Here is a 23,096-nt window from a genome sequence, read left to right as displayed (position 1 = left end):
CATGCGGGCGCTCTGCAAAGCTGTCTTGGTTCTGGCACTGTCGGCGGTTCCCGCCCTCGCCGATCCCCTGCCGTCCTGGAACGATACCGACACCAAATCCGCGATCATCGGCTTCGTGGACCGCGTGACCGACCCGGCCTCGCCCGACTACGTCCCCCCTGCCGACCGCATCGCGACCTTTGACAATGACGGCAACCTCTGGGCCGAACAGCCGGTCTATTTCCAGCTGATCTATGCGCTCGACCGGGTGAAGGAGCGCGCCGAGGCCGACCCGTCCATCCTGTCCACCGATGCGCTCAAGGCCGCCGCCGAGGGCGATCTCGAAACCCTCGCCGCGGGCGGGATTGAAGGGCTGCTCGAAGTCCTCGCCGTCAGCCATGCAGGGATCTCGGTCGAGGATTTCCAGGCCGACGTGAACGCCTGGTTCGACAGCGCGCGCCATCCCACCACCGGCATGCGCTATGACGAGATGATCTATCAGCCGATGCTGGAGCTGCTCAGTTACCTGCGCGACGAGGGGTTCCAGACCTGGATCGTCTCCGGCGGCGGCGTCCATTTCATCCGCGCCTTCGCCGAGCGGGCCTACAACATCCCTCCCGAGCAGGTCATGGGCTCCGCAGGCCCCACCGAATACGTCGATGGCCAGGTCATGAAACTGCCGGGTATCGACTTCGTCGACGACAAGGAGGGCAAGCCCGTCGGCATCGACAGCCGCATCGGCAAACGCCCGATCTTCGCCAGCGGCAATTCCGACGGCGATTTCGCCATGCTGGAATACACCACCTCCGGCGACGGGCCTGCGTTTGGCCTGCTGTTGCACCACACGGATGCAGAGCGCGAGTTCGCCTATGACCGCGAAGGCCATATCGGCGTGCTGAACCGCGGCCTCGACGAAGGCCCCGACCGGGGCTGGGTCATCGTCGACATGGCCCGCGACTGGTCCCGCGTCTGGCCGTAACTATGTCGTGGGCGGCGTGATACCCGACCCACGCCCCCTCTCGGACCCCGACCCAAGGCAGCAAGACGATGACAGCACGAGACCAGATCGAAACCCTGCGCACCCGGATGGGCCAGTCCATCATCGGCCAGCGGCGCGTCATAGACCGGCTGGTGATCGGCCTTCTGGCCAATGGCAACCTGCTGATCGAAGGGATGCCGGGCCTCGCCAAGACCCGCGCGGTGAAGGCCATGGCGGGCGGGCTGGAGGCCAAGTTCGGCCGCATCCAGTTCACCCCGGACCTGCTGCCTTCCGACGTCACCGGCACCGAGGTCTACCACCAGACCGACACCGGCGCCGAGTTTCGCTTCGAGCCGGGCCCGATCTTCGCCAACATCGTGCTGGCCGACGAGATCAACCGCGCCCCGGCCAAGGTGCAGGCCGCCCTGCTGGAGGCGATGGAGGAACGCCAGGTGACCGTGGCGGGCACCACCCACCGCATGGAGCCGCTCTTCATCGTCATGGCCACCCAGAATCCGGTGGAGCAGGAAGGCACCTACCCCCTGCCAGAGGCCCAGATGGACCGCTTCCTGATGCATGTGCAGGTCGACTACCCCACCCCGGAGGAAGAAGCGCAGGTCATCGCCCTGGTGCGCGGCGAAGACGCCGGCAGCGCCCCCGACCCCGCCGCCCCCCTGCCGCAGCAGACCGTCTTCGATGCACGGGCCGAGATCGGCGCGATCCATGTCTCCGAGGCCATGGCCCGCTACATGGCCGACCTGGTCACCGCCACGCGGACCCCGGCGGCCCTCGACGCGGATCTCGCGCGCTGGATCGACCTTGGTGCCAGCCCTCGCGCCTCGCTGGCGCTGGACAAATGCGGGCGCGCCCATGCCTGGCTGGAGGGGCGTGAATATCTCGACCCCACGGACATCCAGGCGGTCGCGCCGGACGTGTTCCGCCACCGGCTCACACTCAGCTTCGAGGCCCAGGGCGAAGGGATCGTGCCCGACACTGTCACCGCGCGCCTGCTCGACCTGGTGGCCCTGCCCTGAAGGAGGACCCGATGCGCCCGGGTCTCGACACCCGCATCCATGTGGACCTGCCCCACCTGCAATCCCTGCGCAGCGGGGCGGCGGCCCTGCGCTTTCTGCCAAGGCAGCCCGTGAAATCGATCCTCAACGGCCGCCACGCCTCGCGACTCAAGGGGCGCGGGCTGAACTTCGAAGAGCTGCGCCATTACACCCAGGGCGACGACATCCGCACCATCGACTGGAAGGTCACGGCCCGCACCCGCAAACCCTATATCCGCGTCTATACAGAGGAACGCGACCGCGCCGCGATGCTGCTCGTGGATCAGCGCATGTCGATGTTCTTCGGCAGCGTCCTGAACATGAAATCCGTCACCGCCGCGGAGGCCGCCGCCATCGCCGCCCACGCGATCCGCAAGCAGGGCGACCGCGTCGGCGGCATCGTCTTCGCCGACGAAGAGGTGATCGAGCATCGCCCCACGGGCACGCCGCGCGCCCTGCACCGCTTCCTCGCGTCGCTGGCCAATGCCAACCAGGCCCTGTCGGCGGATTACGCGCCACACTCCAGGCTGACCCTGAACCAGACCCTCGCCGCCACCGCCCGGATCGTGAAGACCGGCGGGCTGGTCATGGTGTTCAGCGATTTCGACGCCTGGGACGAGACCACGGAAACCCTGCTCCGCGACATCAAGCGGCGCAATGACGTGGTGGTCGTGACCGTCACTGATCCAACGCTCGACACGCTGCCCGCAGACCTGTCCTTCGTGGTCTCCGACGGCCAGTTGCAGGCCCAGATCGACCTCGGCGCCTCCGACACCCGCGCCAAGCTGCAGGACTTCGCGTCCGCACGCCTCGATGCGTTGATGCGCCTGACCACGAAGTTCGGCATCCCCGTCCTGCCCCTGACAACCGCCCGGGAAACCCTGCCGCAGATGCTGGAGCTGATGGGCGCACGGGGGATGCGGACATGAACGACACGCTCGACACCCAGAACCTGGTGGACCTGTTCGACGCGCTCACCCCGATTGCCGAGCCTGCTCCGATCTCGCTCGCCCCCCAGACCGCGGGCTGGTGGGTGCTCGGCGCCGCGCTGCTCACCGCACTCGCGTTTGCGGTTGTGGCCTGGCGGCGCCACCGCCGCGCGACGGCCTATCGGCGTGCGGCCCTCAAGGCGCTCGCGGATGCGGGCGAGGACCCGGTGCAGATCGCCGCCCTTCTGCGCCGCACGGCGCTCGCCGCCTTCCCCCGGGCCGAGGTGGCCGGCCTGCACGGGCCCGATTGGCTCGCCTTTCTCGACCGCACCGCCCCCGGCACCGGGTTCGCGGCCAGCCCCGAGGGCACGGCACTGACCCAGGCCCCCTACCGGCAGGCGCCGCCCGCCAAAAGGTTGGCGACCAAGGCCCGACACTGGATCACCCGCCACGAGGGGGCGCAGCCATGAGCCTGACCCTCGCCGCGCCCTGGGTGCTCTTGTTGCTGCCCCTGCCGCTCCTGGTCTGGCGCTTCGCACCGCCGCACCGGGACCGCAGCCGCGCCACCCGCATCCCGTTCTTCCGGCAAGTGACCGAGGCCGTGGGCAGCCCCGCCTCCGACGGGGCGCTGATCCTCGCCCGCTCCCGCCTGCAACTGGTGGCCGCGAGCCTCGTCTGGATCCTGCTCATCACCGGTCTTGCCCGCCCCGAACGTCTGGGGGAGCCGATCACGATCACAAGCGCCGCGCGCGACCTGGTGCTGGCGGTCGATATCTCCGGCTCCATGGACGACCGCGACATGACCGCCCCGGACGGCACCCGCCTGCAACGCCTGCAAGCGGTCAAGGACGTGGTCGGCGCCTTCGTGGCCGAGCGCGAGGGCGACCGGATCTCGCTCATCGTCTTCGGCGCGAAACCTTTCATCCAGGCCCCGTTCACCGAGGATCTCGACAGCGTGGTCGAACTGCTCAACCAGGTGCAGACCGGCATGGCCGGGCCGAACACCGCCATCGGGGACGCCATAGGCCTCGCCATCCGCAGCTTCGAAGACAGCGAGATCGACGAACGCCTGCTGATCCTGCTCAGCGACGGGGCCGACACCGCCTCTACGATGACCCCGATCAACGCCGCCCAAATCGCGGCGCAAGAGGGGATCACGATCTACACCATCGGCGTCGGCAACCCCGATGGCAGCGGCGAGGAACGGCTCGACCCCGCGACCCTGGAAGACATCGCGACCCGCGGCGGCGGGGCGTTCTACTTCGCGGACGATGTCGAGGGCCTGTCGGAGATCTATGCCGAGATCGACGCGCTGAACCCCCGCGTCACCGACAGCGCGAGCTACCAGCCGCGCGAACCGATGGCCCATATCCCCTTCGCGCTGGCCCTGCTGATCGGCCTCGGCACGGTCGGGTTCCTCCATGCCACGCGCCGACCGGAGGCTGCGGGATGAGCCTGCTCGACGCCTTCCACCTGATCCGCCCCTGGGCGTTGCTGGCCGTGCCGGTGATCGCGCTGCTGTGGTGGCGCATCCGGCCCAAGCCCCAGGCCGCCACGCAGGCCACTACCGGCCTCGCGCCGCACCTGGCCGAAGCCCTGGCGACCGGGACCTCCCGGCGGCGGCGGCTTTATCCGATCGACGGGGTCGCGGCGGCGCTGGTCCTTTTGACCCTGGCGGTCTCCGGGCCCACCTGGTCGCGCCTGCCCGACCCGTTTCAGGCCGAGACCGCGCCCCTGGTGGTGGTGCTGAAACTCACCCCGTCCATGACCGAAACCGACCTGTCGCCCACCCGGCTCGACCGCGCCCGGTTCAAGATCCTCGACCTGGTGGCCCGCCGCGCGGGCGCGGAAACCGCGCTCATCGCCTATGCCGGCAGCGCCCACCGGGTCGTGCCCCTGACCACCGATCCCGGCATCCTGACCAGCTTTCTCAACGGGTTGAGCCCGGCGGTGATGCCGGTGGAAGGCGACGACCCCGCCGCCGCCCTGTCCCGCGCGACCGATGAACTCGCCCGCGCCGAGGCCGCCGGGGCGATCCTGATGGTGCTCGACGACATGGCCCCCGACGCGATCCCGAACATCGCCGCGATGGACCTGCCGCCGATCACGATCCTGGCCGCCGCGCCCGATACCGTGACCCTGCCGCAACTCGACGGGCTGCCCGGCGCGACCGTGGTTCGCCTCAGCCCCGATGACAGCGATCTCGACCGGATCGAACGCGCCCTGGTCTCCGCCTACCGCGCGGCGCAATCCGAGGACGACACCCAACTCTGGGAGGATCGCGGCTGGTGGCTCGCCTGGCCCGCGGCCCTCCTCGTGCTGATCTGGTTCCGCCGCGGCTGGACCATGCGGTGGGCGGCGCTGGCGGTCCTCGCCACGGGCCTGTCGACGCCGCAAACCGCCCGGGCCGACGGCATCTCCGACTGGTTCTGGACCCCGGACCAGCAGGGCCGCCGTGCCTTCGAGGCACGGGACTACGACCGCGCGGCCGCGCTGTTCGAAGACCCGATGTGGCGCGCGCTGGCGCTCTTCCGTGACGGCCAGTACGAGGCCGCGGCCGAGGCCTACGCCGCCCTCGACAGTGCCGAGGCCGCCTTCGGCGAGGGCATGGCCCGCCTGCGCAACCGCGAATACCGCGCCGGGGTGCGCGCCTTCGAACATGCGCTGGAGCTGCGCCCGGACTACCCCGAAGCCGCTCAGAACCTCGAAGTCGCCCAGGCCATCGTGGCGCTGGTGGAAAGCACCCAGTCCCAGTCCGACACCGGCGAGGAGACCGGCATCGGCGCCGACGACGTGGTCATGGACAACGAAAGCGGCCTCGGCGAACAGACCGAGGTGGAACGTTCCGGCGCGGGCGACGGGGTCCAGAGCGCCGAGGAATGGATGCGCTCCGTGGACACCGATGTCAGCGACTTCCTCGCCACCCGTTTCCGCATCGAATCCGCCGAGGCCCCGGAATGATGCGCGCCCTTCTCTGGCTCTGGATAGCCCTTCTCCTGCCGTCCGCCGCCGCGGCCCAGGACCCGCAAGTGCGGCTCGAACTTGCGGCGGAGGAGACCGAGATCGGCCAACCGCTGATCCTGCGGCTGACCGTGCTCGTGCCCAGCTTCATGCCCGACCCGCCATCCCTGCCCAGCTTCGAAATCCCCGACCTGATGGTGCGGCTCAACGATCGCGCCACAACCCCCACCAGCCAGCAGGTCGATGGCGAAACCTGGTCCGGCATCACCCGCAGCTACAGCCTTTATCCGATGATCCCCGGCCCCTTCGTGCTTCCTCCGCAAGAGGTCGCGATCACCTATGCCGCGGACGGCGCGACCCCGGAAACCACCACGGTGATGACCGAGGAAATCCGGTTCGAGGCGATCCTGCCCGAGGGGGCCGAAGGACTGGACCCGCCCCTGATCGCCTCCGACCTGACCGCGACGCAGCAGATCACCCTCCCCGAAGGCGACTTGGCCGTGGGCGACGCGATCACCCGCCAGATCGTGGTGAAGATCGAAGGCACCCCGCCACTCTTCATCCCGCCCCTGATGGGCACCGAGGGCACCGAGGCCCTGCGCCCCTACCCCAAGGAGCCGGTACTGGAGGAGTCCGAGAACCGCGGGATCCTGTCGGGCACACGCACCGAAACCGTCACCTACGTGGCCCTGGCCGAAGGCACCGCCACCCTGCCGCCCCTCAGCCTGTCCTGGTACAACCTGTCCTCCAAGGCGGTGGAAACCATCGAGCTCGACGGCACCATGGTCGAGGTCGCCGCCGGTCCCCCCGCCCCATTCCGTCCGGACCCGGGCCAGATCGCGGGCTGGCTTCTGGCCCTGATCGCCATGGGCAGCGCGGCGTTTTTCGGCTGGCGGCGGTTCGGCCCCGGCCTGCGCGCGCGGGCAAGGGCCCGCCGCGCGGCGCGGCAGGTCTCCGAGGCGCACCTCTACAAGACCCTGGAACAGGCCGTCGGGGCCCGCGACCTCACCTTGAGCCTGCAGGCGCTGCGCCTTTACGAAACGCACCACCCCGAGGCCCGAAGGCCCGCCGATCTCGACGCGGCCCTCCACGCGGTCACGGAAATCAGGTTCGGCCGCGCCACGCTCGATCAAGGCGCGATCACCGCCCGCTGGGCCGCGCTGCACAAGGCCCTGCCGGGCCTGCGCCCCCACCGCGTGCACAAGGCCGAACAGACCCTGCCAGCGCTCAATCCGTTCTAGGGCGCGCACGCCCCGCGCTCAGGGCCCATCATAGGTCCAGCGATATTGGGGCGGCGTCGGCCCCTTGTTGCGCCCACCCTGTTGCTGCTGCTCCCAGGCATGGGCGAGGATCCCCACCGACCGCGACAAGCAGAACAGCCCCCGTGCGAGTGGCGGGGCAAAGCCCAGCTCGGCATAGATCACCGCCGTTGCGCCGTCGATATTCATCGGGATCGGCCGACCCTTGCGTGCGGCCAGTTCCGCCGCCACCGCTTCGCCCAGCGCCATGAACGCGCCGGAACACGCGCCTGCGGCGACCGCCTCCCGGGTCAGCGCCATAAGCCGCGGTGCGCGCGGATCGACCGGTGTGTGAAACCGGTGGCCATAGCCCGGAATGATCTTGCCCCGCGCCGCGATCCAGCCGTCGAGCCCCGCCGCGACGCTTTCAGCCCGCTGCAGCGCATGGAACATCTCCACCGCCTGCTCGCCTGCGCCGCCATGCACATCGCCCAGCATGTTGACCGCCGTTGCCATGGCATTGTTCAGGGGCAGACCACAGGTCACCGCCATCCGCGCCGCCGCGATGGACGGCGCCTGCGGCCCGTGATCCACCGCCGAGACCAATGCGGCCTCGAACAGCCGCGCCTGCGCCGCATCGGGCCGGTCGCCCCGCACCATCAGCCAGATCATCTCCGCAAGGCCGACCTGTCCGATCAACTCCTGGATCGGGGTGCCGCGCAGATGGATGCGCCCCGGCTCCATGTCGATGATCTCGGTCCGCCACCAGTCGGCCACATCGCTCATATCACGCCCTCCGCGCGCAAGGCTGCTATCTCCGCCCCGGGCAGTCCCAGTTCTGCCAGAACCCGCTCCGTATCCGCGCCCAAGGTCGGGGGCGGCGCATCCGGGACCGGACGCCGCCCATCCACTCGACAGGGGGCGCCCGCAAGCGGCAAGCGTTCCTCTGCCAACGCCACTTCCGCGATCAACCCCGACTGCTCGGCCAGCGCCTCGGGCACGGTCATCACCTGCCCCGCGGGCACACCGAGCGCGTTCAACTCCGCCACCCAGTCCCGCGCCGCCCGGGTGGTCAACACGCGCTCCAACTCCGCGCGCAGGGCGTCGCGATGGGCCTTGCGCGCCTCCCGCGTGGCATAATCCGGATGGCGCAGCAGCGCCTCCAACCCCAGGTGCCGGGCGAGGCTTTCCCACTGGCTGTCCCGGTTCGCGGCGATGTTGATCGGCTGATCCGCGGTCGCGAAGGTGCCCGAGGGGGCAGAGGTCGTATTCTCATTGCCATGGGGTGCGGGCGCGACCCCCCCGATCAGGTAGTTCGACACGACCCAGCCCATGCTCGACAGCAGCGCCTCTGTCATCGACACGTCCAGAAACGCCCCACGGGGCCGGGCATTCAGCGCCGCGGCAATGGCGAAAGCCGCGGTCATGCCTCCGAACGTGTCGGCCACCGGATAGCCCACCCTGCAAGGCGCAGTCTCCGGCGCGCCGGTGATCGACATCACCCCCGAAACCCCCTGCACGATCTGGTCGTAGGCCGGGTCATCCTTGCGCGGCCCGTCCTGCCCGAACCCGGAAATCGCGCAATAGACCAGCTCGGGATTATCCAGCCGCAGCACGTCGTAGCCGAGCCCCAACCGGTCCATCACCCCGGGCCGGAAGTTCTCCACCAGCACGTCGGACCCCGCCACCAGCCGCCGCAGCAACGCCTTGCCCTGCGGGTGCTTCAGGTCGAGGGTCACCGAGCGTTTCTGCGCGTTCTGCGCCAGGAAACTGATCCCCATATTGGCCGCGTTGCGCGCCGGATCCGCCCCAAGCTGCCGGGCCAGATCACCGCTGCCGGGGCGCTCGACCTTGATCACCTCCGCCCCCATCAGCGCCAGCTGATAGCCGCAATAAGGCCCGGCCAGCACATTGGTCAGGTCCAGCACCCGCACCCCGGCAAGGGGCGCGGGCGCGCGTGTCTCAGTCCCCATCGGCCACCCCGGCCGCCCGGGCCTTGGCCCGGCGGTTGCGGTAGCTCGGCAGGATGATCAGCAGCGCCGCGATCACCAGCAGGCCAAGGGTCATAGGCCGCTCCCAGATGAAGCTGATCCCGTCGTAAAGCTGCATCGCGCGGGAGAAGTTGTTCTCCAGCAGCCCCCCGAGGATGAACCCGATCAGCAGCGGCGCGAGCGGGTAATCCGCGAATTTCAGGATGGTCGCGCAGATCCCGAAACCCACCAGCAACAGCAGTTCGGTCGCGTTGTTTTGCCCGATATAGGCCCCCATCAGCGTGAAGAACAAAATGAAGGGGATCAGGTAGTTCCGCGGCACCGACAGGATCTTGGCGATATAGGGGATCAGCGGCAGGTTCAGGATCAGCAGGACCAGATTGCCGATGAACATCGACATGATCACCGCCCAGAAGATCTCCGGCGCGTCGATCATCAACCGCGGCCCCGGCGACACGTTCAGCGCCAGCAGCGCACCGAGCAGGATCGCCGTGGTCCCCGACCCCGGAATGCCCAGTGTCAGCAGCGGCACGAAGGACCCGGTGCAGGCCGCGTTATTGGCGGTCTCCGGCGCGGCCAGCCCCTTGACCGACCCCTTGCCGAACTCGGCCTGCTCGTCCTTCGACGCGATGTTGCGCTCCACCGCGTAGCCCAGGAACGAGGCAATGGTGGCCCCCGCCCCGGGCAGCACGCCGATGAAGAACCCCTGAACCGACTGCCGCCCGATCACCGGCGCGATGGACCGCGCCTCCGCCCGGGTGATGCGCAGGTCCTTGATCTCGCCACCGCCCTGGCCCGAGGCCGCGCGCAGCGGGTTCATCACCAGGAACAACGCCTCCGGCAGGGCGAACATCGCCATCGCCAGCGTGATGAACCCGAACCCCGATTGCAGGTCCATCAACCCCATGGTGAAGCGCGGGCTGGCGAACAGCGCCCCCTCGCCCACCGTGGCCATGATCAGCCCCAGGATCGTCATCAACAGCGCCTTGGCCACCTGCCCCGTGCCCGCAAAGGCCGCAATCGCCGACAGCCCCACCACCATCAGCGCGAAATACTCCGCCGAATGGAACAGCAATGCCACCGACGACAGCGCCGGCGCGAACACCATCAACAGGATCGCGCCGATGGTACCACCGGCAAACGACGCGATGGCGGCGATGGTCAGCGCCTTGCCCGCCTTGCCTTGCTGCGCCATCGGGTAGCCGTCGAAACTGGTGGCGACCGTGCCCGCCACCCCCGGCGCATTCAGCAGGATCGACGAGGTCGAGCCGCCGAAAATCGCACCGTAATACACCCCGGCCAGCAGGATCAGCGCCGCCGACGGATCGCCGAGCGAGATCGCCACGGGGATCATGATCGCGATGATCGACATCGGGCCGAGCCCCGGCAGCATGCCGATGAAAGTGCCGATCAGGCAGCCGCCGATCACCATCGCCAGGTTCTGGATCGAAAAGGCCGTCTGCAGGCCGATCAGGAGTCCCTCAAGCATCTCTCACACCCCCAGGAACATCGGCAGCGGACGCAGGAAGATGCCCAGCACCTCCTGCACCAGGTACCAGATCGCCCCGGTCGCCACGACCGCCACACCGATCATCACCGGCCAGTTCCGCTCGCCGAGGATCACCGAGCCGAGGATCAGAAAGGACGTGGTCGACACCAAAAACCCCGCCGGACGCAGCAGCAGCGCATAGCCCACCATCAGCCCCAGCAGCAGGGCCGCCTGCCCGATCTTGTAATCGCCCAGCCGCCGGTAATCGATGTCGCCCGCCTTGGGTGGCTTCTGCGGCCCTTCGAGCCCCAGCAGGATCACCAACGCGGCCAAGGCGCCCAGCACCGACAGAACCTTGGGAAATGTCGAGGGCCAGATCGGATTGCGCCGCATGAACGGGGCAAGATCGGCATCCATCGTGAACCAGGCCGTGTAGCCGTAGATCAGGCACACCCCCAGCAAAACAAGCGCAATCCAGCGATCGAGCGCCATGTCCATCCCTCCCGTAAAGTCGTTTGAAACGGGGCGGGCGGGTTATGCTCCCGCCTCACCCCAAGGTCATGCGCCCGGGCTCAGAGGAAGCCGAGCTTCTTCATCAGATCGCCGATCTGGGCTTCCTGGGCTTCGAGGAAGCTCTGGAAATCCGCGCCGCTGTTGTGGATGTTGACCCAGCCGTTGCGGGCCCGAACCTCTTCCCACTCGGGGGTGTCGTACATCTTCTCCAGCGTCGCCTGGTAGGCCGCAAGCTGCTCCTCCGGCAGGCCCGGCGCCGCGAAGAACCCGCGCCAGTTGACGAAGGTCGTATCGATGCCCTGCTCGACCATCGTCGGGGCGCTGTCATAGGCGGCCACGCGCTCCGGCGCGGTCACGCCGATGATCTTGACCTCGCCGGCCTCGGCCAGGTCGATCGCTTCGGAAAACCCGGTGGACAGGGCCGCGATTTCGCCCGACAGCAGCGCCGCCATGGCCTTGCCGCCGGCGTCATAGGGGATGTACTTCACACCCAGCGCATCCTTGCCCGCCGCTTCCATTACCATGGCCGCCACCAGGTGATCCATCCCGCCGGGCACCGAGCCGCCGCCGACCGCGGTCGCGTTCGGGTCCGCGTCATAGGCCGCGATCAGGTCCGCCATGGAATTGATCGGGCTGTCCTTGCCGACCACGATGGCCGCGTAGTCGCCGATGGTGCCGGCCACGAGGGTCAGGTCGCGGAAGCTCTGGGAAATCTCGCCCGTCAGCGACCGGATCACGATGGGGGTCGAGTTGACCATCAAGGTGCCATGGCTGCTGTTGGCGTTCTCGATCAGATAGGCGATGGCCTTGCCGCCGCCGCCGCCGGACATGTTCTCATAGGACGCCGAGCCCACCAGACCGGCCTTGGTCAGCGCCTCGCCCGTGCCGCGTGCGGTGCCGTCCCAGCCGCCGCCTGCGCCACCGGGGATCAGGAAATGGATGCTCTCCAGCATCTGCTCCCCTTCCGCATGGGCCCCGCCGGTCATCGCAAGTGCCGCGGCCGCCGCGATCAGCGTCCGACGCGTGAATTCGAGTGTCATGTGTGTCCTCCCATTTGACAAAAGCGGCCTGCGCCGCCCATGAACCCTGTGTGGCACTCGAAGCTGACACAAACCTGACACGCCGGAGAAAACTGGACCCGATGCGATTCCTGCTGATCGAGGACCATGCCCCGCTCGCCCGGGCCGTGGTCGACCGGCTGAGCCTCGACGGTCATGTTGTCGATCACGCCGACAGCATGACCGAGGCCTGGGATTTCATGGCGACCACCTCCTATGACCTGATCCTGCTGGACATCATGCTGCCCGACGGGGATGGCCGCGCCTTCCTGCGCCGCTGCCGCGAGACCGCCGAGGCGACCCCGGTCATCGTGTTGACCGCACGCTCCGAGGTCTCCGACCGGGTCAGCATCCTCGATCTCGGGGCCGACGACTACATGGTCAAGCCGATCGATTTCTCCGAACTCGAAGCCCGGTGCCGGGCGGTCCTGCGCCGCCGCGGCGGGTCGGCGGCCAACCGGCTCGCCCTCGCGGACCTGGTGTTCGACGCGCTCGCGGGCACGCTCGAGACCGCGGGCGGCGTCGTCCAGCTCCGCACCCGGGAGCTGCGCCTGTTCGAGACCTTCGCCAACGCGCCGGGACAGATCTTCTCGAAACCGGCCCTGGTGGACCGGCTGTTCTCCTTCGACGAGGATGTGACCGAGAACGCGATCGAGGTCTATGTCGCCCGCCTGCGGCGACACCTGGAGCACAGCTCAGTCCGGATCACGACCGTGCGCGGGCTCGGCTACAAGCTGGACCTGCCATGATCGCCCTGCTGCGCCCGACCACGTCGATCCGCCAGCGCCTGCTGACCTACCTGCTGGCGGGGGCGGCGGCGACGGCCGTGATCCTCTATTTCGTGGTGCAGTCCGTAGCCCGCCAGCTGGCCCAGGAAAGCCTCGACAACATCCTGACCGCCTCGGCAGTCTCCATCGTGGACAATACCCGCGTGCGGGGCGGCGAGATCAGGGTGGATATCCCCTACTTCGCCTTCTCCATGCTGGGCAGCACCACCGATGAACGCGTGTTCTACGCCATCTGGCTGGGTGACGAATTCCTGACCGGCTATGGCGGCCTGCCCCGTGACCGGGACACCGGCGCCACATCCCTGCGCTCGGCGGAATTCCTGGGCGACGAGGTTCGGATCGCGACGATCCGGCGCCCGTTTTCCGTGCTGGAGGGGTCCTCGACGCTCGAAGTGTCCGTCGCCCAGACCCTGAAGGGGCAGCGCGCCACCCTGGGGCGGATCTCCGCCATGGCGGTGGGGATCGGCGCGGGCTTCTTCGTGCTGACCGCGGCGTTGGCGCTGGTGGTCGCGAACATGACCATCCGCCCGGTCAACCGCCTGACCCGCTCCCTGTCCCGGCGCGGTCCCGCCGACCTGCGCCCGGTCAGCGCCGAGGTGCCGCGCGAAATGGCCCCGCTCGTGGCGACCCTCAACAGCTTCATGACGCGGCTGCAGACCTCGCTATCGCGGTCCGAGGATTTCATCGCCGAGGCTGCGCACCGGGTCCGCACCCCGCTGGCCATCGTCCGCACCCAGGCCGAGATCGGCATGCGCCGCGCCGAGACCCCCGAGAACCGCCAGAACCTGCGCGAAGTGATCCGCGCCATCGACGAGACCTCGCGCACGGCCGGCCAGCTGCTCGATCACGCCATGGTCAGCTTCCGCGCGGATTCGCTCGATGACGAAGACGTCTCGCTCAGCGCGCTGGCCCAGGACGCGGTCGCCCGGGTCCGCCCCATGGCCGAGCTGAAGGAGATCGAGATCGCCGTCGCCACCCATGGCGACCCCCATCTGCGCGGCGACCTGATCCTGTTGCAGAACGCCCTGGCGAACCTGCTGGACAATGCGCTGAAATACACGCCTCCCGAGGGGCGCATCGACATCGCCATCCACCGCACCGACACCGGCCCGGTCCTGACCATCGCCGATGACGGCCCGGGCTTTCCCGAAAACCCCACCGCCCCGCTGACCGACCGCTTCGTGCGCGGCCCAGATGTGGGCGACATCGTCGGCTCCGGCCTCGGCCTGACGATTGCCGAAGAGGTCATTCGCGTGCACGGTGGCACCCTCTCCCTGTCCAACAGACCCGAAGGTGGCGCATGCGTCTCGGTATCCTTTCCATCTGCCTGAGCCTGACGGCCCTGCCCGCCGCCGCGCTGGAGATCGAGGATTACCAGCGTTTCGGCCCGGAGGACGCCTCCACGACGCTCGAAATCATCTCCACCGCGGACACCGCCTTCTTCAAGCCGAACATCGAGGCCTTCCTCGCGGGCCGCACCGACCTCGCCGTGGCCTACACGGTCGTCAGCTCCGCCGACCTGATGGCCGAGCTGGAAACCGGCGCGCGCGACTTCGACCTCGCGATTTCCAGCGCCATGGACCTGCAGATCAAGTTCGCCAATGACGGCGGTGCACTGGCCCATCGCTCCGACATCACCGCGGGGCTGCCCGACTGGGCCGCCTGGAACGACGAGGTCTTCGCCTTCACCCAGGAACCCGCCGCCATCGTCGTGTCCAACGCCGCCTTCGCGGACATGGCGATCCCCCGCAATCGCCAGGACCTGATCGCCACCCTGCGCGAGAACCCCGAGCGGTTCCGCGACCGCGTCGGCACCTATGACGTGCGCCGCTCCGGGCTGGGCTACCTCTTCGCCACCCAGGACGCCCGCACATCCGAAACATACTGGCGCCTGACCGAGGTGCTCGGCGGCCTGAACGCCAAGCTCTATTGCTGCTCGTCGGACATGATCGACGCGGTGGTCTCGGGCGAGCTGGCCATCGCCTACAACGTGCTGGCCAGCTACGCCCTGAAACGCGCGGACCGCGACGCCTTCACCGTGGTGCTGCCCGCGGACTTCACCACGCTGATGCTGCGCTCGGTGCTGATCCCGGCCCGCGCGCCCAACCCGGCCCTCGCCGGGCAGTTCATCGACCGACTGCTGGCGCGCAGTTTCGACGGCAGCGCCCTGCGCCCTGTCCAGCCCACCCCGGGCGAGGGCACCCTGCGCCGGATCGACCTCGGCCCGGCCCTTCTGGTCTATCTCGACCGGTTCAAACGGCGCGGCTTCGTCGAGGAATGGGAAAGCGCGATCCTGCAGTAACCCCCTGTTTCCCGATAACTATTCCGACCGAAACCAATCCGGACCCGCCCCCGGACCAATTCATACTAAAAATTTAGTTTGACAAGACGATCTCCGGGACGGCACGCTTGGGCGGTCTGGTGGAGGCCAGACAAGACCATTTGGGAGGAGACCGATGCGCAAGTATCTACTCTCCGCCGTGGCAGCTGGCGCTGTCATCGCGGGGCAAAGCGGAGCTATGGCCGACGAGGCCGCGGCCCAACGCTGGATCGACGAAGAATTCCAGCCATCCACGCTCAGCAAGGAAGAGCAACTCGAAGAGATGCGCTGGTTCATCCAGGCGGCCGAACCGTTCGCCGGGATGGAAATCAACGTGCTGTCGGAAGGCATTCCGACCCACAGCTACGAATCCGAGGTCCTCACCCGGGCCTTCGAGGAAATCACCGGCATCAAGGTCAACCACCAGATCCTCGGCGAGGGCGAAGTGGTCCAGGCGGTGCAGACCCAGATGCAGACCGGGCGCAACCTCTATGACGGCTACGTCAATGACAGCGACCTGATCGGCACCCACTCGCGGCTGCAACTGGCCTACAACCTGACCGAGCAGATGGCGGGCGACTGGGCGGCGACGACCTCGCCGACACTGGATCTCGAAGACTTCATGGGCATCCAGTTCACCACCGGCCCGGACGGCAACCTCTACCAGCTGCCCGACCAGCAATTCGCGAACCTCTACTGGTTCCGCAAGGACTGGTTCGACGACGAAGCCAACAAGGCCGCGTTCAAGGAAAAATACGGCTACGAGCTGGGCGTGCCGGTGAACTGGTCCGCCTATGAGGACATCGCCGAATTCTTCACCAACGACGTGCAGGAAATCGACGGCGTCCGCATCTACGGCCACATGGACTACGGCAAGCGCGCCCCGGACCTCGGCTGGCGCATGACCGACGCGTGGCTGTCGATGGCCGGCGCCGGCGACGTGGGCGAGCCCAACGGCGTCCCCGTGGACGAATGGGGCATCCGCATGGAAGCGGGCACCTGCAACCCGGTCGGCGCCTCCGTCACCCGCGGCGGGGCGGCCAATGGCCCGGCGGCGGTCTACGCGATCCGCAAATGGGACGAATGGCTGCGGAACTACGCGCCTCCGGGGGCGGCCAGCTACGACTTCTACCAGTCGCTGCCCGCGCTCAGCCAGGGCAACGTCGCCCAGCAGATCTTCTGGTACACCGCCTTCACCGCCGACATGGTGAAGCCGAAATCCGAAGGCAACAACACCGTGGATGACGACGGCAACCCGCTATGGCGGATGGCCCCCTCGCCCCACGGCCCCTACTGGACCGAAGGCCAGAAGGTCGGCTACCAGGACGTCGGCTCCTGGACCTTCCTGAAATCCACCCCGTCCGACCGGGCACAGGCGGCCTGGCTCTATGCCCAGTTCGTCACCTCCAAGACCGTGGATGTGAAGAAGTCCCATGTGGGCCTGACCTTCATCCGCGACAGCAGCGTGCGCCACGAGAGCTTTACCGAACGCGCGCCCAAGCTCGGCGGCCTGGTGGAATTCTACCGCTCCCCGGACCGGACCGCATGGTCGCCCACGGGCATCAACGTGCCGGACTATCCCAAGCTGGCGCAGATCTGGTGGCAGCAGATCGGGGACGTGAACTCCGGTGCCTTCACCCCGCAGGAAGCCATGGACCGTCTCGCCGAGGAGATGGACATCACCATGGCCCGGATGCAGCAGGCTGACGAGGCCGCCGGTGTCTATGGCGGCTGCGGCCCGCGCCTGAACGAAGAGCGCGACGCCGAGTACTGGTTCAGCCAGCCCGGCTCGCCCAAGCCCAAGCTCGCCAACGAGAAGCCCCAGGGCGAGACCGTCAACTATGACGAGCTTGTCGCCCGCTGGCAGGCGCAGTGACGCCATGAACCCGGGGGCCGCCGTATCGCGGCGGCCCTCCCCTCTCTGGGATTGGAACAGGGCGCATCGCGCATGATCGAGCTGCAGGAAGTGACCAAGCGCGTCGGGCGCGTCACCCATATCAAACCCACCTCGCTGGTCTTTCATCCCGGCGAATTCAACGTCCTTCTGGGCGCCACGGGCACCGGGAAAACCTCGCTGATCAAGCTGATGGCCGGTCTCGACCCCATGGCCTCGGGCAAGGTCCTCATGGGCGGGCAGGACGTCACGAAGCTGAACACGCAGAAACGCCAGATCAGCCTCGTCCACCAGTTCTTCGTCAACTACCCCCATATGTCGGTCTTTGAAAACATCGCCTCCCCCCTGCGGGTCGCAGGCATGGCCAAGAGCGAAATTCAGGGCCGCGTGGAAGAGGCCGCCGACCTTCTGCAACTGCGCCCGATGCTCCACCGCAAACCCAACGAGCTGTCAGGCGGCCAGCAGCAGCGCACGGCCCTGGCCCGCGCCATCGCCAAGGACAGCCGCGCGGTGTTCCTCGACGAGCCGCTCGCCAATCTCGACTACAAGCTGCGCGAGGAACTGCGCGAGCAACTGCCCGAGCTGTTCGCCGGGCGCGGGGCGGTCGTGGTCTATGCCACCTCCGAGCCCGAAGAGGCGCTGATGCTCGGCGGGCGCACCGCGCTGATGGATGACGGGCGCGTGACGCAATTCGGCCCCACCGCGCAGGTCTATCGCGAGCCCGAGAACCTGACCGCCGCGCGCGTGTTCTCCGACCCGCCGATCAACGCCGCCGAGATCACCAAGCAGGGCGCGCAGGTGCGGATGCAGAACGGCGCGGGGTGGGAGGTCTCGGGCCCGCCCGCCGCCCTGCCCGACGGGCGCTACACCGTCGCCGTGCGCCCCCACCGCGTCACACCCCAGCGCAGCCATGACGCCGAGGTCGAGCTGCGCGGCACGGTGCTGGTCACCGAGCTGTCAGGGTCGGAATCCAGTGCCCATTTCCGCCTCGGCGACACCGACTGGGTCTCCCTCGCCCATGGCGTGCACCCCTACAAGGTCGGCGAAGAGCACGTCTTCTACATGAACCCCGAGAACTGCCGGTATTTCGGCACCGATGGAAAGAGGGTGGCCTGACATGGCGCAGATCCGACTGTCCAAGCTGCGGCACAGCTACGTACCCGCCCCCAAGGGCCCCGAGGACTACGCCCTCAAGGAGATCGACGTGACCTGGCGCGACGGCGGCGCCTATGCCCTGCTCGGCCCCTCGGGCTGCGGGAAATCCACGCTTCTCAACATCATCTCGGGGCTTCTGACCCCCTCCGAGGGGCAGGTCCTGTTCGACGACCGCGACGTCACCGGCCTGCCCCCCGACCAGCGCAACATCGCCCAGGTGTTCCAGTTCCCGGTGATCTACGACACCATGACCGTGCGCCAGAATCTCGCCTTCCCGCTCAAGAACCGGGGCGTGGACGCCGCCACCATCGAGGCCCGCGTGGGCGAGATCGCCGAGATGCTGGAGGTGACCGACATGCTCGACACCAAGGCGTCCAACCTCGGCCCCGACAACAAGCAGAAGATCTCCATGGGCCGCGGCCTCGTGCGCGACGACGTGAATGTCGTGATGTTCGACGAGCCGCTGACGGTCATCGACCCGCACCTGAAATGGAAACTGCGCTCCAAGCTCAAGGAGCTGCACCAGAAGGTGCGCGCCACCATGATCTACGTCACCCACGACCAGACCGAGGCGCTGACCTTCGCCGACGAGGTCGTCGTGATGCAGGACGGCGAGGTGGTGCAGATCGGCACCCCCGTGGAGCTCTTCGAGCGCCCCCAGCACACCTTCGTCGGCCATTTCATCGGCTCGCCCGGCATGAATGTCCTGCCCTGCGAGCTGCGCGGCGACCACGCGGTGTTCGAGGGCCACGAGGTCGCGCTCGAAGGCCCCGCCACCGGCACCGGCGGCACGCTCAAACTCGGCATCCGGCCCGAATACGTCCGCCTGGGCGAGACCGGCCTGCCCGCGCAGCTGGTCAAGGTCTCCGACGTGGGCCGGCACTTCGTGCTCGACGCCATGGTCGGCAACACCCGCGTCAAGGCGGTCAGCGAAACGCCCCCGCCCCCCACCGGAAGCCCCGTCAATCTCAGCTTCCGCCCCGAACACACCCGCGTCTATCGCGACGGATGGATCGCCACGGAGGCCCGCCCATGAAAACCGAAAACCAGAAAGCCTGGTTCTTCGTGCTGCCGGTCCTGTTCCTGGTGGCCTTCAACGCGCTCGTCCCGATGATGACCGTGGTCAACTACTCGGTGCAGGAAACCTTCGGCAACAACACCTTCTTCTGGCAGGGCCTGGATTGGTTCGAGCAGATCCTCCGCTCCGACCGCTTCCAGGCCGCCTTGGGACGCCAGTTCATGTTCACCGCGATCATCCTGGCGATCGAGATCCCGCTGGGCATCATCGTGGCCCTGTCCATGCCGCGCAAGGGGATCTGGGTGCCCGTCTGCCTCGTGCTGATGGCGCTGCCGATGCTGATCCCGTGGAACGTGGTGGGGGCGATGTGGAACATCTTCGCCCTGCCCAAGATCGGGATGCTGGGGTACTTCATGAACGATGTGCTGGGCGTGAATTACGACATGACCCAGGACCCGCTGGCGGCCTGGATCACCGTGATCGTCATGGATGTGTGGCACTGGACCTCGCTTGTGGTGCTGCTGTGCTACGCGGGCCTGGTGTCGATCCCCGACGCCTACTACCAGGCGGCCAAGATCGACGGCGCCTCGCCCTGGGCCGTGTTCCGCTATATCCAGCTGCCCAAGATGAAGACCGTGCTGACCATCGCGATCCTGCTGCGCTTCATGGACAGCTTCAACATCTACACCGAACCCTTCGTGCTCACCGGCGGGGGGCCGGGCAACTCCACCACGCTGCTGTCCATCGACCTGGTGAAGATCGCCCTGGGGCAGTTCGACCTCGGCCCGGCGGCGGCCATGAGCCTGATCTACTTCGCCATCACCCTGCTGGTGAGCTGGGTCTTCTACACCCTGATGACCAAGGATGACCCGAAATGAGAAAACGCAGTCTCATCCCGATCTTCTACATCCTGTTCCTGATGCTGCCGATCTACTGGCTGGTGACGATGTCGTTCAAGACCACGAACGAGATCCTGGCGGGCTTCACGCTCTTCCCGCAAACCTTCACGCTGGACAGCTACATCACCATCTTCACCGACCCGACCTGGTACTGGGGCTATATCAACTCGATCATCTACGTGTCGCTGAATACCGTGCTGTCGGTGGCGGTGGCCCTGCCCGCGGCCTATGCCTTCTCGCGCTACCGGTTTCTTGGCGACAAGCAGCTGTTCTTCTGGCTGCTCACCAACCGCATGGCGCCCGCGGCGGTCTTCGCCCTGCCGTTCTTCCAGCTCTATTCCTCGGTGAAGATCTTCGACACCCACCTCGCCGTGGCGCTCGCCCATACACTGTTCAACGTGCCCCTGGCGGTCTGGATCCTCGAAGGGTTCATGCGCTCGATCCCCAAGGAACTCGACGAGACCGCCTATGTCGACGGCTACTCCTTCCCGCGCTTCTTCATCAAGATCTTCCTGCCCAATATCGGCGCGGGCGTAGGCGTGGCGGCGTTCTTCTGCTTCATGTTCTCCTGGGTGGAGATGCTGCTGGCCAAGACCCTCACGGCGGTCGAGGCCAAGCCCATCGCCGCGGTGATGACCCGCACGGCCTCCAGCGCGGGCTACGAGCTGGGCCTGCTGGCCGCGGCCGGAACGCTGACCATCATCCCCGGCGCGATCGTGATCTATTTCGTGCGCAACTACATCGCGCGCGGCTTCGCGATGGGGAGGGTGTGATGCGCGCTCTGATCCTGATGCTCCTGACCCCCGGCATGGCCGCCGCCCAACAGGCCGGCTGGGGCAATGTCGGCCAACCCGAAGAGAAAGGCTTCTCCTGGACCGACCCGCTCTGGCCCGACTTCTGGATGGCCTGGACGCCCGCGACCCTCGCCGTCTTCATCGGCATCTTCTCGGCCATCGCCGTTATCGGCCTGATGGAGGGGTTCAAGTACAAGGACGGGTTGGAGCGCAAGGGCGTGCTCGGCCTGACCACCACCCTGGGCGACCGGCTTTTCATCACCCTGCTCGGCTCGGTCTACATCTTCCTCGCCTGGCTCGGCTTTATCGGCCAACCGATCTGGACCCCGCTTGCCCTCGCCATCGCCTGGGGCATCTTCACCTTCTGGAAGGTCTGAGCGACCGCCGCCCCCGAAACCACCCAGGCCCGGAACCCATGCGCAAGAAAAAACCCGCCCACCTGCTGACCGATGTCGAACTGGAATTCATGACCGAGCTCTGGGCCCTGGGCGAGGGCGGCGTGCGCGACGTGCTGGACCGGCTGCCACCGGAGCGCAACCTCGCCTATACCTCCGGGGCGACCATCCTGCGCATTCTCGACGACAAGGGGTTCGTCTCCAGCCGCAAGGAGGGCAAGACGCTCATCTATACCCCCGTGCTGGAAAAGGACGCCTATCAGACCCGGTCGCTGCAAAATCTGTCGCGCACGCTTTTTGACGACACACCGGCCAGTCTTGTGGCACGGTTGGTGGATGATGCGGGGCTGAGCGCCTCGGATCTGGAGGATATTCGGGCGCTGGTGGAGAGGAGGCTCCAGGATGACGGCGATGACCCCCGCGATTGATTTGTTCATTGACGCGAATATTTTGCTGCTGCTGGCTTTCTGCCTCTGGCGTGTTGCGCAATTTTTTCTGCAGCGCACGGCCCTGCGCCACGACCACGGGTTCCAGGCCGGTTTGCTCAAGACGGTGCTGCTGATCACCCTTCTGAGCCCGATTCTCGGCCTCGGTTTCACCAGTTTGGGAAACTATCTCGCCCCCGACACTCCAACGACGCTCAGCGACATTGCCGTGGCGGCATATCTCGGCGGCAGCATCGCGATGCCTGCGGTGGACTTCGAGGCCCTGCTGAATACCCGCAGAACATTTGTGGAAACCTTCTCCGCGGGGAAGGTTTCCTGGGCCGCACCGCTGCTGGCGGGCTTCGCGGTGGTGAGTGTTGCGTTGACCCTCCGGCTGCTGCGTTCCGCCCTCTGCGTCCGGCGCACCCTGGCCGACAGCTACCTGTGGCGGCGCACCGGGCGGGTGGATATCCGGCTCTCGGATCGAATCACCGTGCCCTTCGCGGCACGCGGTTTGCGGCGGCGGCATGTGGTCCTGCCCACCAGCCTGCTGACCCGGCCCCGTGACCTGCGCGTGGTGCTCGCCCACGAGTTCCAGCATCTGCGCGCGGGCGACGTGGAATGGGAGCTGGCGCTGGAAGCCCTCCGTCCCCTGGTGTTCTGGAACCCGGCCTTCATCTTGTGGAAACGCGCGTTCGAGAAACTGCGCGAGCTGAGCTGTGACCAGAGGGTCCTCGCCTCTCGCTGCATCACGCCGCACGAGTACGCGGCCTGTTTGCTGACCTTCTGCGCGCGTCGCCGGACCGGCCCCGCCCTTGCCCGGGTGGCCTTCGTGTCGGTGGCGCCGAACACGCCCAAGCGCGTATTGGAGCATCGCATCCTGTCGCTCTACCGCCTGCCCAGCTTCCGCCACACCCGGCCCATGCTGGCCGCGCTGGCGCTGGTCCTTGCCCTGGGCATCGGCAGCATCGCCGCCACCGTGCGCGCCCCGGGTGACTGGAGCCAGGATCGCCTGATGCTGTCGACCATCGTCAATCTCGAACGCCTCGACGCCATCACCCGGCAGCAGGGCCGCGCCACCGCGGCCAGCGGCCTGCTCGGCGTCGCCCCCATGTCCCGCTAGACACCCCATCTTCCCCGTCGGGAAGGGCTGTTCACGCCCCCCACCCCGCTCCCGCCCCGAAACGCCCGCTCACGAAACATGTGATCCGCGTGTGTC

Annotated in this window: 23 protein-coding genes; 18 read left to right on the top strand and 5 right to left on the bottom strand. The window is 67.5% G+C overall.

Features of this window, described 5'->3' with window-relative positions; genetic code table 11:
• Position 1 precedes the first annotated feature (1 nt).
• The 7 genes from PVW48_RS08155 (at position 2) to PVW48_RS08125 (ending at position 7,141) form a co-directional block, all read left to right on the top strand.
• Positions 2-958 carry an HAD family hydrolase gene (locus PVW48_RS08155; protein ID WP_274580996.1) on the top strand — a complete coding sequence of 319 codons (957 nt, stop codon included), beginning with the start codon at positions 2-4 and terminating at the stop codon, positions 956-958.
• Positions 959-1,026: 68 nt separating this feature from the next.
• Positions 1,027-1,992 (top strand): AAA family ATPase, encoded by a 966-nt coding sequence (locus tag PVW48_RS08150; RefSeq protein ID WP_274580995.1) that lies wholly within the window; start codon positions 1,027-1,029, stop codon positions 1,990-1,992.
• 11 nt (positions 1,993-2,003) lie between these two features.
• Complete coding sequence (locus tag PVW48_RS08145; RefSeq protein ID WP_012179775.1) at positions 2,004-2,939, top strand: DUF58 domain-containing protein; 936 nt, start codon at positions 2,004-2,006, stop codon at positions 2,937-2,939.
• The gene (locus tag PVW48_RS08140; protein WP_274580994.1) at positions 2,936-3,409 is read left to right on the top strand and encodes a DUF4381 domain-containing protein; all 474 of its coding nucleotides are present in this window, start codon (positions 2,936-2,938) and stop codon (positions 3,407-3,409) included. Before PVW48_RS08145 ends, PVW48_RS08140 begins: the two co-directional genes overlap by 4 nt.
• On the top strand, positions 3,406-4,392 hold the full coding sequence (locus PVW48_RS08135; protein WP_274580993.1) for a VWA domain-containing protein: 987 nt from the start codon (positions 3,406-3,408) through the stop codon (positions 4,390-4,392). Before PVW48_RS08140 ends, PVW48_RS08135 begins: the two co-directional genes overlap by 4 nt.
• On the top strand, positions 4,389-5,900 hold the full coding sequence (locus PVW48_RS08130) for a vWA domain-containing protein (protein WP_274580992.1): 1,512 nt from the start codon (positions 4,389-4,391) through the stop codon (positions 5,898-5,900). Before PVW48_RS08135 ends, PVW48_RS08130 begins: the two co-directional genes overlap by 4 nt.
• Positions 5,897-7,141, top strand: coding sequence for a hypothetical protein (locus PVW48_RS08125; RefSeq protein WP_274580991.1), 1,245 nt, complete (start codon positions 5,897-5,899; stop codon positions 7,139-7,141). Before PVW48_RS08130 ends, PVW48_RS08125 begins: the two co-directional genes overlap by 4 nt.
• 18 nt (positions 7,142-7,159) lie before the next feature.
• Here the strand turns inward: PVW48_RS08125 and PVW48_RS08120 are convergent, their stop codons facing one another.
• From PVW48_RS08120 to PVW48_RS08100, 5 genes are all read right to left on the bottom strand, one after another.
• Positions 7,160-7,924, bottom strand: coding sequence for a citryl-CoA lyase (locus PVW48_RS08120; RefSeq protein ID WP_274580990.1), 765 nt, complete (start codon positions 7,922-7,924; stop codon positions 7,160-7,162).
• Positions 7,921-9,111, bottom strand: a complete 1,191-nt coding sequence (locus PVW48_RS08115) for a CaiB/BaiF CoA transferase family protein (RefSeq protein ID WP_274580989.1) — start codon at positions 9,109-9,111, stop codon at positions 7,921-7,923. The genes PVW48_RS08120 and PVW48_RS08115 overlap by 4 nt, the downstream gene beginning before the upstream one ends.
• The gene (locus PVW48_RS08110; RefSeq protein WP_012179782.1) at positions 9,101-10,618 is read right to left on the bottom strand and encodes a tripartite tricarboxylate transporter permease; all 1,518 of its coding nucleotides are present in this window, start codon (positions 10,616-10,618) and stop codon (positions 9,101-9,103) included. Before PVW48_RS08110 ends, PVW48_RS08115 begins: the two co-directional genes overlap by 11 nt.
• 3 nt (positions 10,619-10,621) lie before the next feature.
• Positions 10,622-11,110, bottom strand: a complete 489-nt coding sequence (locus PVW48_RS08105; RefSeq protein WP_274580988.1) for a tripartite tricarboxylate transporter TctB family protein — start codon at positions 11,108-11,110, stop codon at positions 10,622-10,624.
• Between the two features lie 80 nt (positions 11,111-11,190).
• On the bottom strand, positions 11,191-12,171 hold the full coding sequence (locus PVW48_RS08100) for a tripartite tricarboxylate transporter substrate binding protein (RefSeq protein ID WP_012179784.1): 981 nt from the start codon (positions 12,169-12,171) through the stop codon (positions 11,191-11,193).
• A gap of 101 nt (positions 12,172-12,272) precedes the next feature.
• Between PVW48_RS08100 and PVW48_RS08095 the strand changes: the two genes are divergently transcribed.
• The 11 genes from PVW48_RS08095 to PVW48_RS08045 all read left to right on the top strand — a co-directional run bounded on the left by PVW48_RS08095 (position 12,273) and on the right by PVW48_RS08045 (position 23,000).
• On the top strand, positions 12,273-12,938 hold the full coding sequence (locus PVW48_RS08095) for a response regulator transcription factor (RefSeq protein ID WP_274581240.1): 666 nt from the start codon (positions 12,273-12,275) through the stop codon (positions 12,936-12,938).
• Positions 12,935-14,308: a sensor histidine kinase gene (locus PVW48_RS08090; protein ID WP_274580987.1), complete on the top strand. Its 1,374-nt coding sequence runs from the start codon at positions 12,935-12,937 to the stop codon at positions 14,306-14,308. The genes PVW48_RS08095 and PVW48_RS08090 overlap by 4 nt, the downstream gene beginning before the upstream one ends.
• Positions 14,278-15,279, top strand: coding sequence for an ABC transporter substrate-binding protein (locus PVW48_RS08085; protein WP_274580986.1), 1,002 nt, complete (start codon positions 14,278-14,280; stop codon positions 15,277-15,279). The genes PVW48_RS08090 and PVW48_RS08085 overlap by 31 nt, the downstream gene beginning before the upstream one ends.
• A 154-nt stretch (positions 15,280-15,433) precedes the next feature.
• Positions 15,434-17,173, top strand: a complete 1,740-nt coding sequence (locus PVW48_RS08080; protein ID WP_012179788.1) for an ABC transporter substrate-binding protein — start codon at positions 15,434-15,436, stop codon at positions 17,171-17,173.
• A 72-nt stretch (positions 17,174-17,245) separates the two neighbouring features.
• Positions 17,246-18,307, top strand: coding sequence for an ABC transporter ATP-binding protein (locus tag PVW48_RS08075; RefSeq protein ID WP_274580985.1), 1,062 nt, complete (start codon positions 17,246-17,248; stop codon positions 18,305-18,307).
• 1 nt (position 18,308) lies between these two features.
• Entirely contained in the window at positions 18,309-19,382 is a 1,074-nt protein-coding gene (locus PVW48_RS08070; RefSeq protein ID WP_012179790.1) for an ABC transporter ATP-binding protein, read from the top strand.
• On the top strand, positions 19,379-20,242 hold the full coding sequence (locus tag PVW48_RS08065) for a carbohydrate ABC transporter permease (protein WP_274580984.1): 864 nt from the start codon (positions 19,379-19,381) through the stop codon (positions 20,240-20,242). Before PVW48_RS08070 ends, PVW48_RS08065 begins: the two co-directional genes overlap by 4 nt.
• A complete protein-coding gene (locus tag PVW48_RS08060) occupies positions 20,239-21,036 on the top strand; it encodes a carbohydrate ABC transporter permease (protein WP_012179792.1) in 798 nt (265 codons plus the stop codon). The genes PVW48_RS08065 and PVW48_RS08060 overlap by 4 nt, the downstream gene beginning before the upstream one ends.
• Entirely contained in the window at positions 21,036-21,434 is a 399-nt protein-coding gene (locus PVW48_RS08055; RefSeq protein WP_274580983.1) for a DUF2160 domain-containing protein, read from the top strand. Before PVW48_RS08060 ends, PVW48_RS08055 begins: the two co-directional genes overlap by 1 nt.
• Before the next feature lie 38 nt (positions 21,435-21,472).
• Positions 21,473-21,880 carry a BlaI/MecI/CopY family transcriptional regulator gene (locus PVW48_RS08050; protein WP_274580982.1) on the top strand — a complete coding sequence of 136 codons (408 nt, stop codon included), beginning with the start codon at positions 21,473-21,475 and terminating at the stop codon, positions 21,878-21,880.
• Positions 21,855-23,000 (top strand): M56 family metallopeptidase, encoded by a 1,146-nt coding sequence (locus tag PVW48_RS08045; RefSeq protein ID WP_274580981.1) that lies wholly within the window; start codon positions 21,855-21,857, stop codon positions 22,998-23,000. Before PVW48_RS08050 ends, PVW48_RS08045 begins: the two co-directional genes overlap by 26 nt.
• The last annotated feature ends 96 nt before the right edge of the window (positions 23,001-23,096 follow it).

It is taken from the genome of Dinoroseobacter sp. PD6 (genome assembly GCF_028807315.1).
GTDB lineage: Bacteria > Pseudomonadota > Alphaproteobacteria > Rhodobacterales > Rhodobacteraceae > Dinoroseobacter > Dinoroseobacter shibae.
The sequence above is the reverse complement of the archived record's forward strand: the minus strand, read 5'-3'. Positions and strand labels throughout refer to the sequence as shown.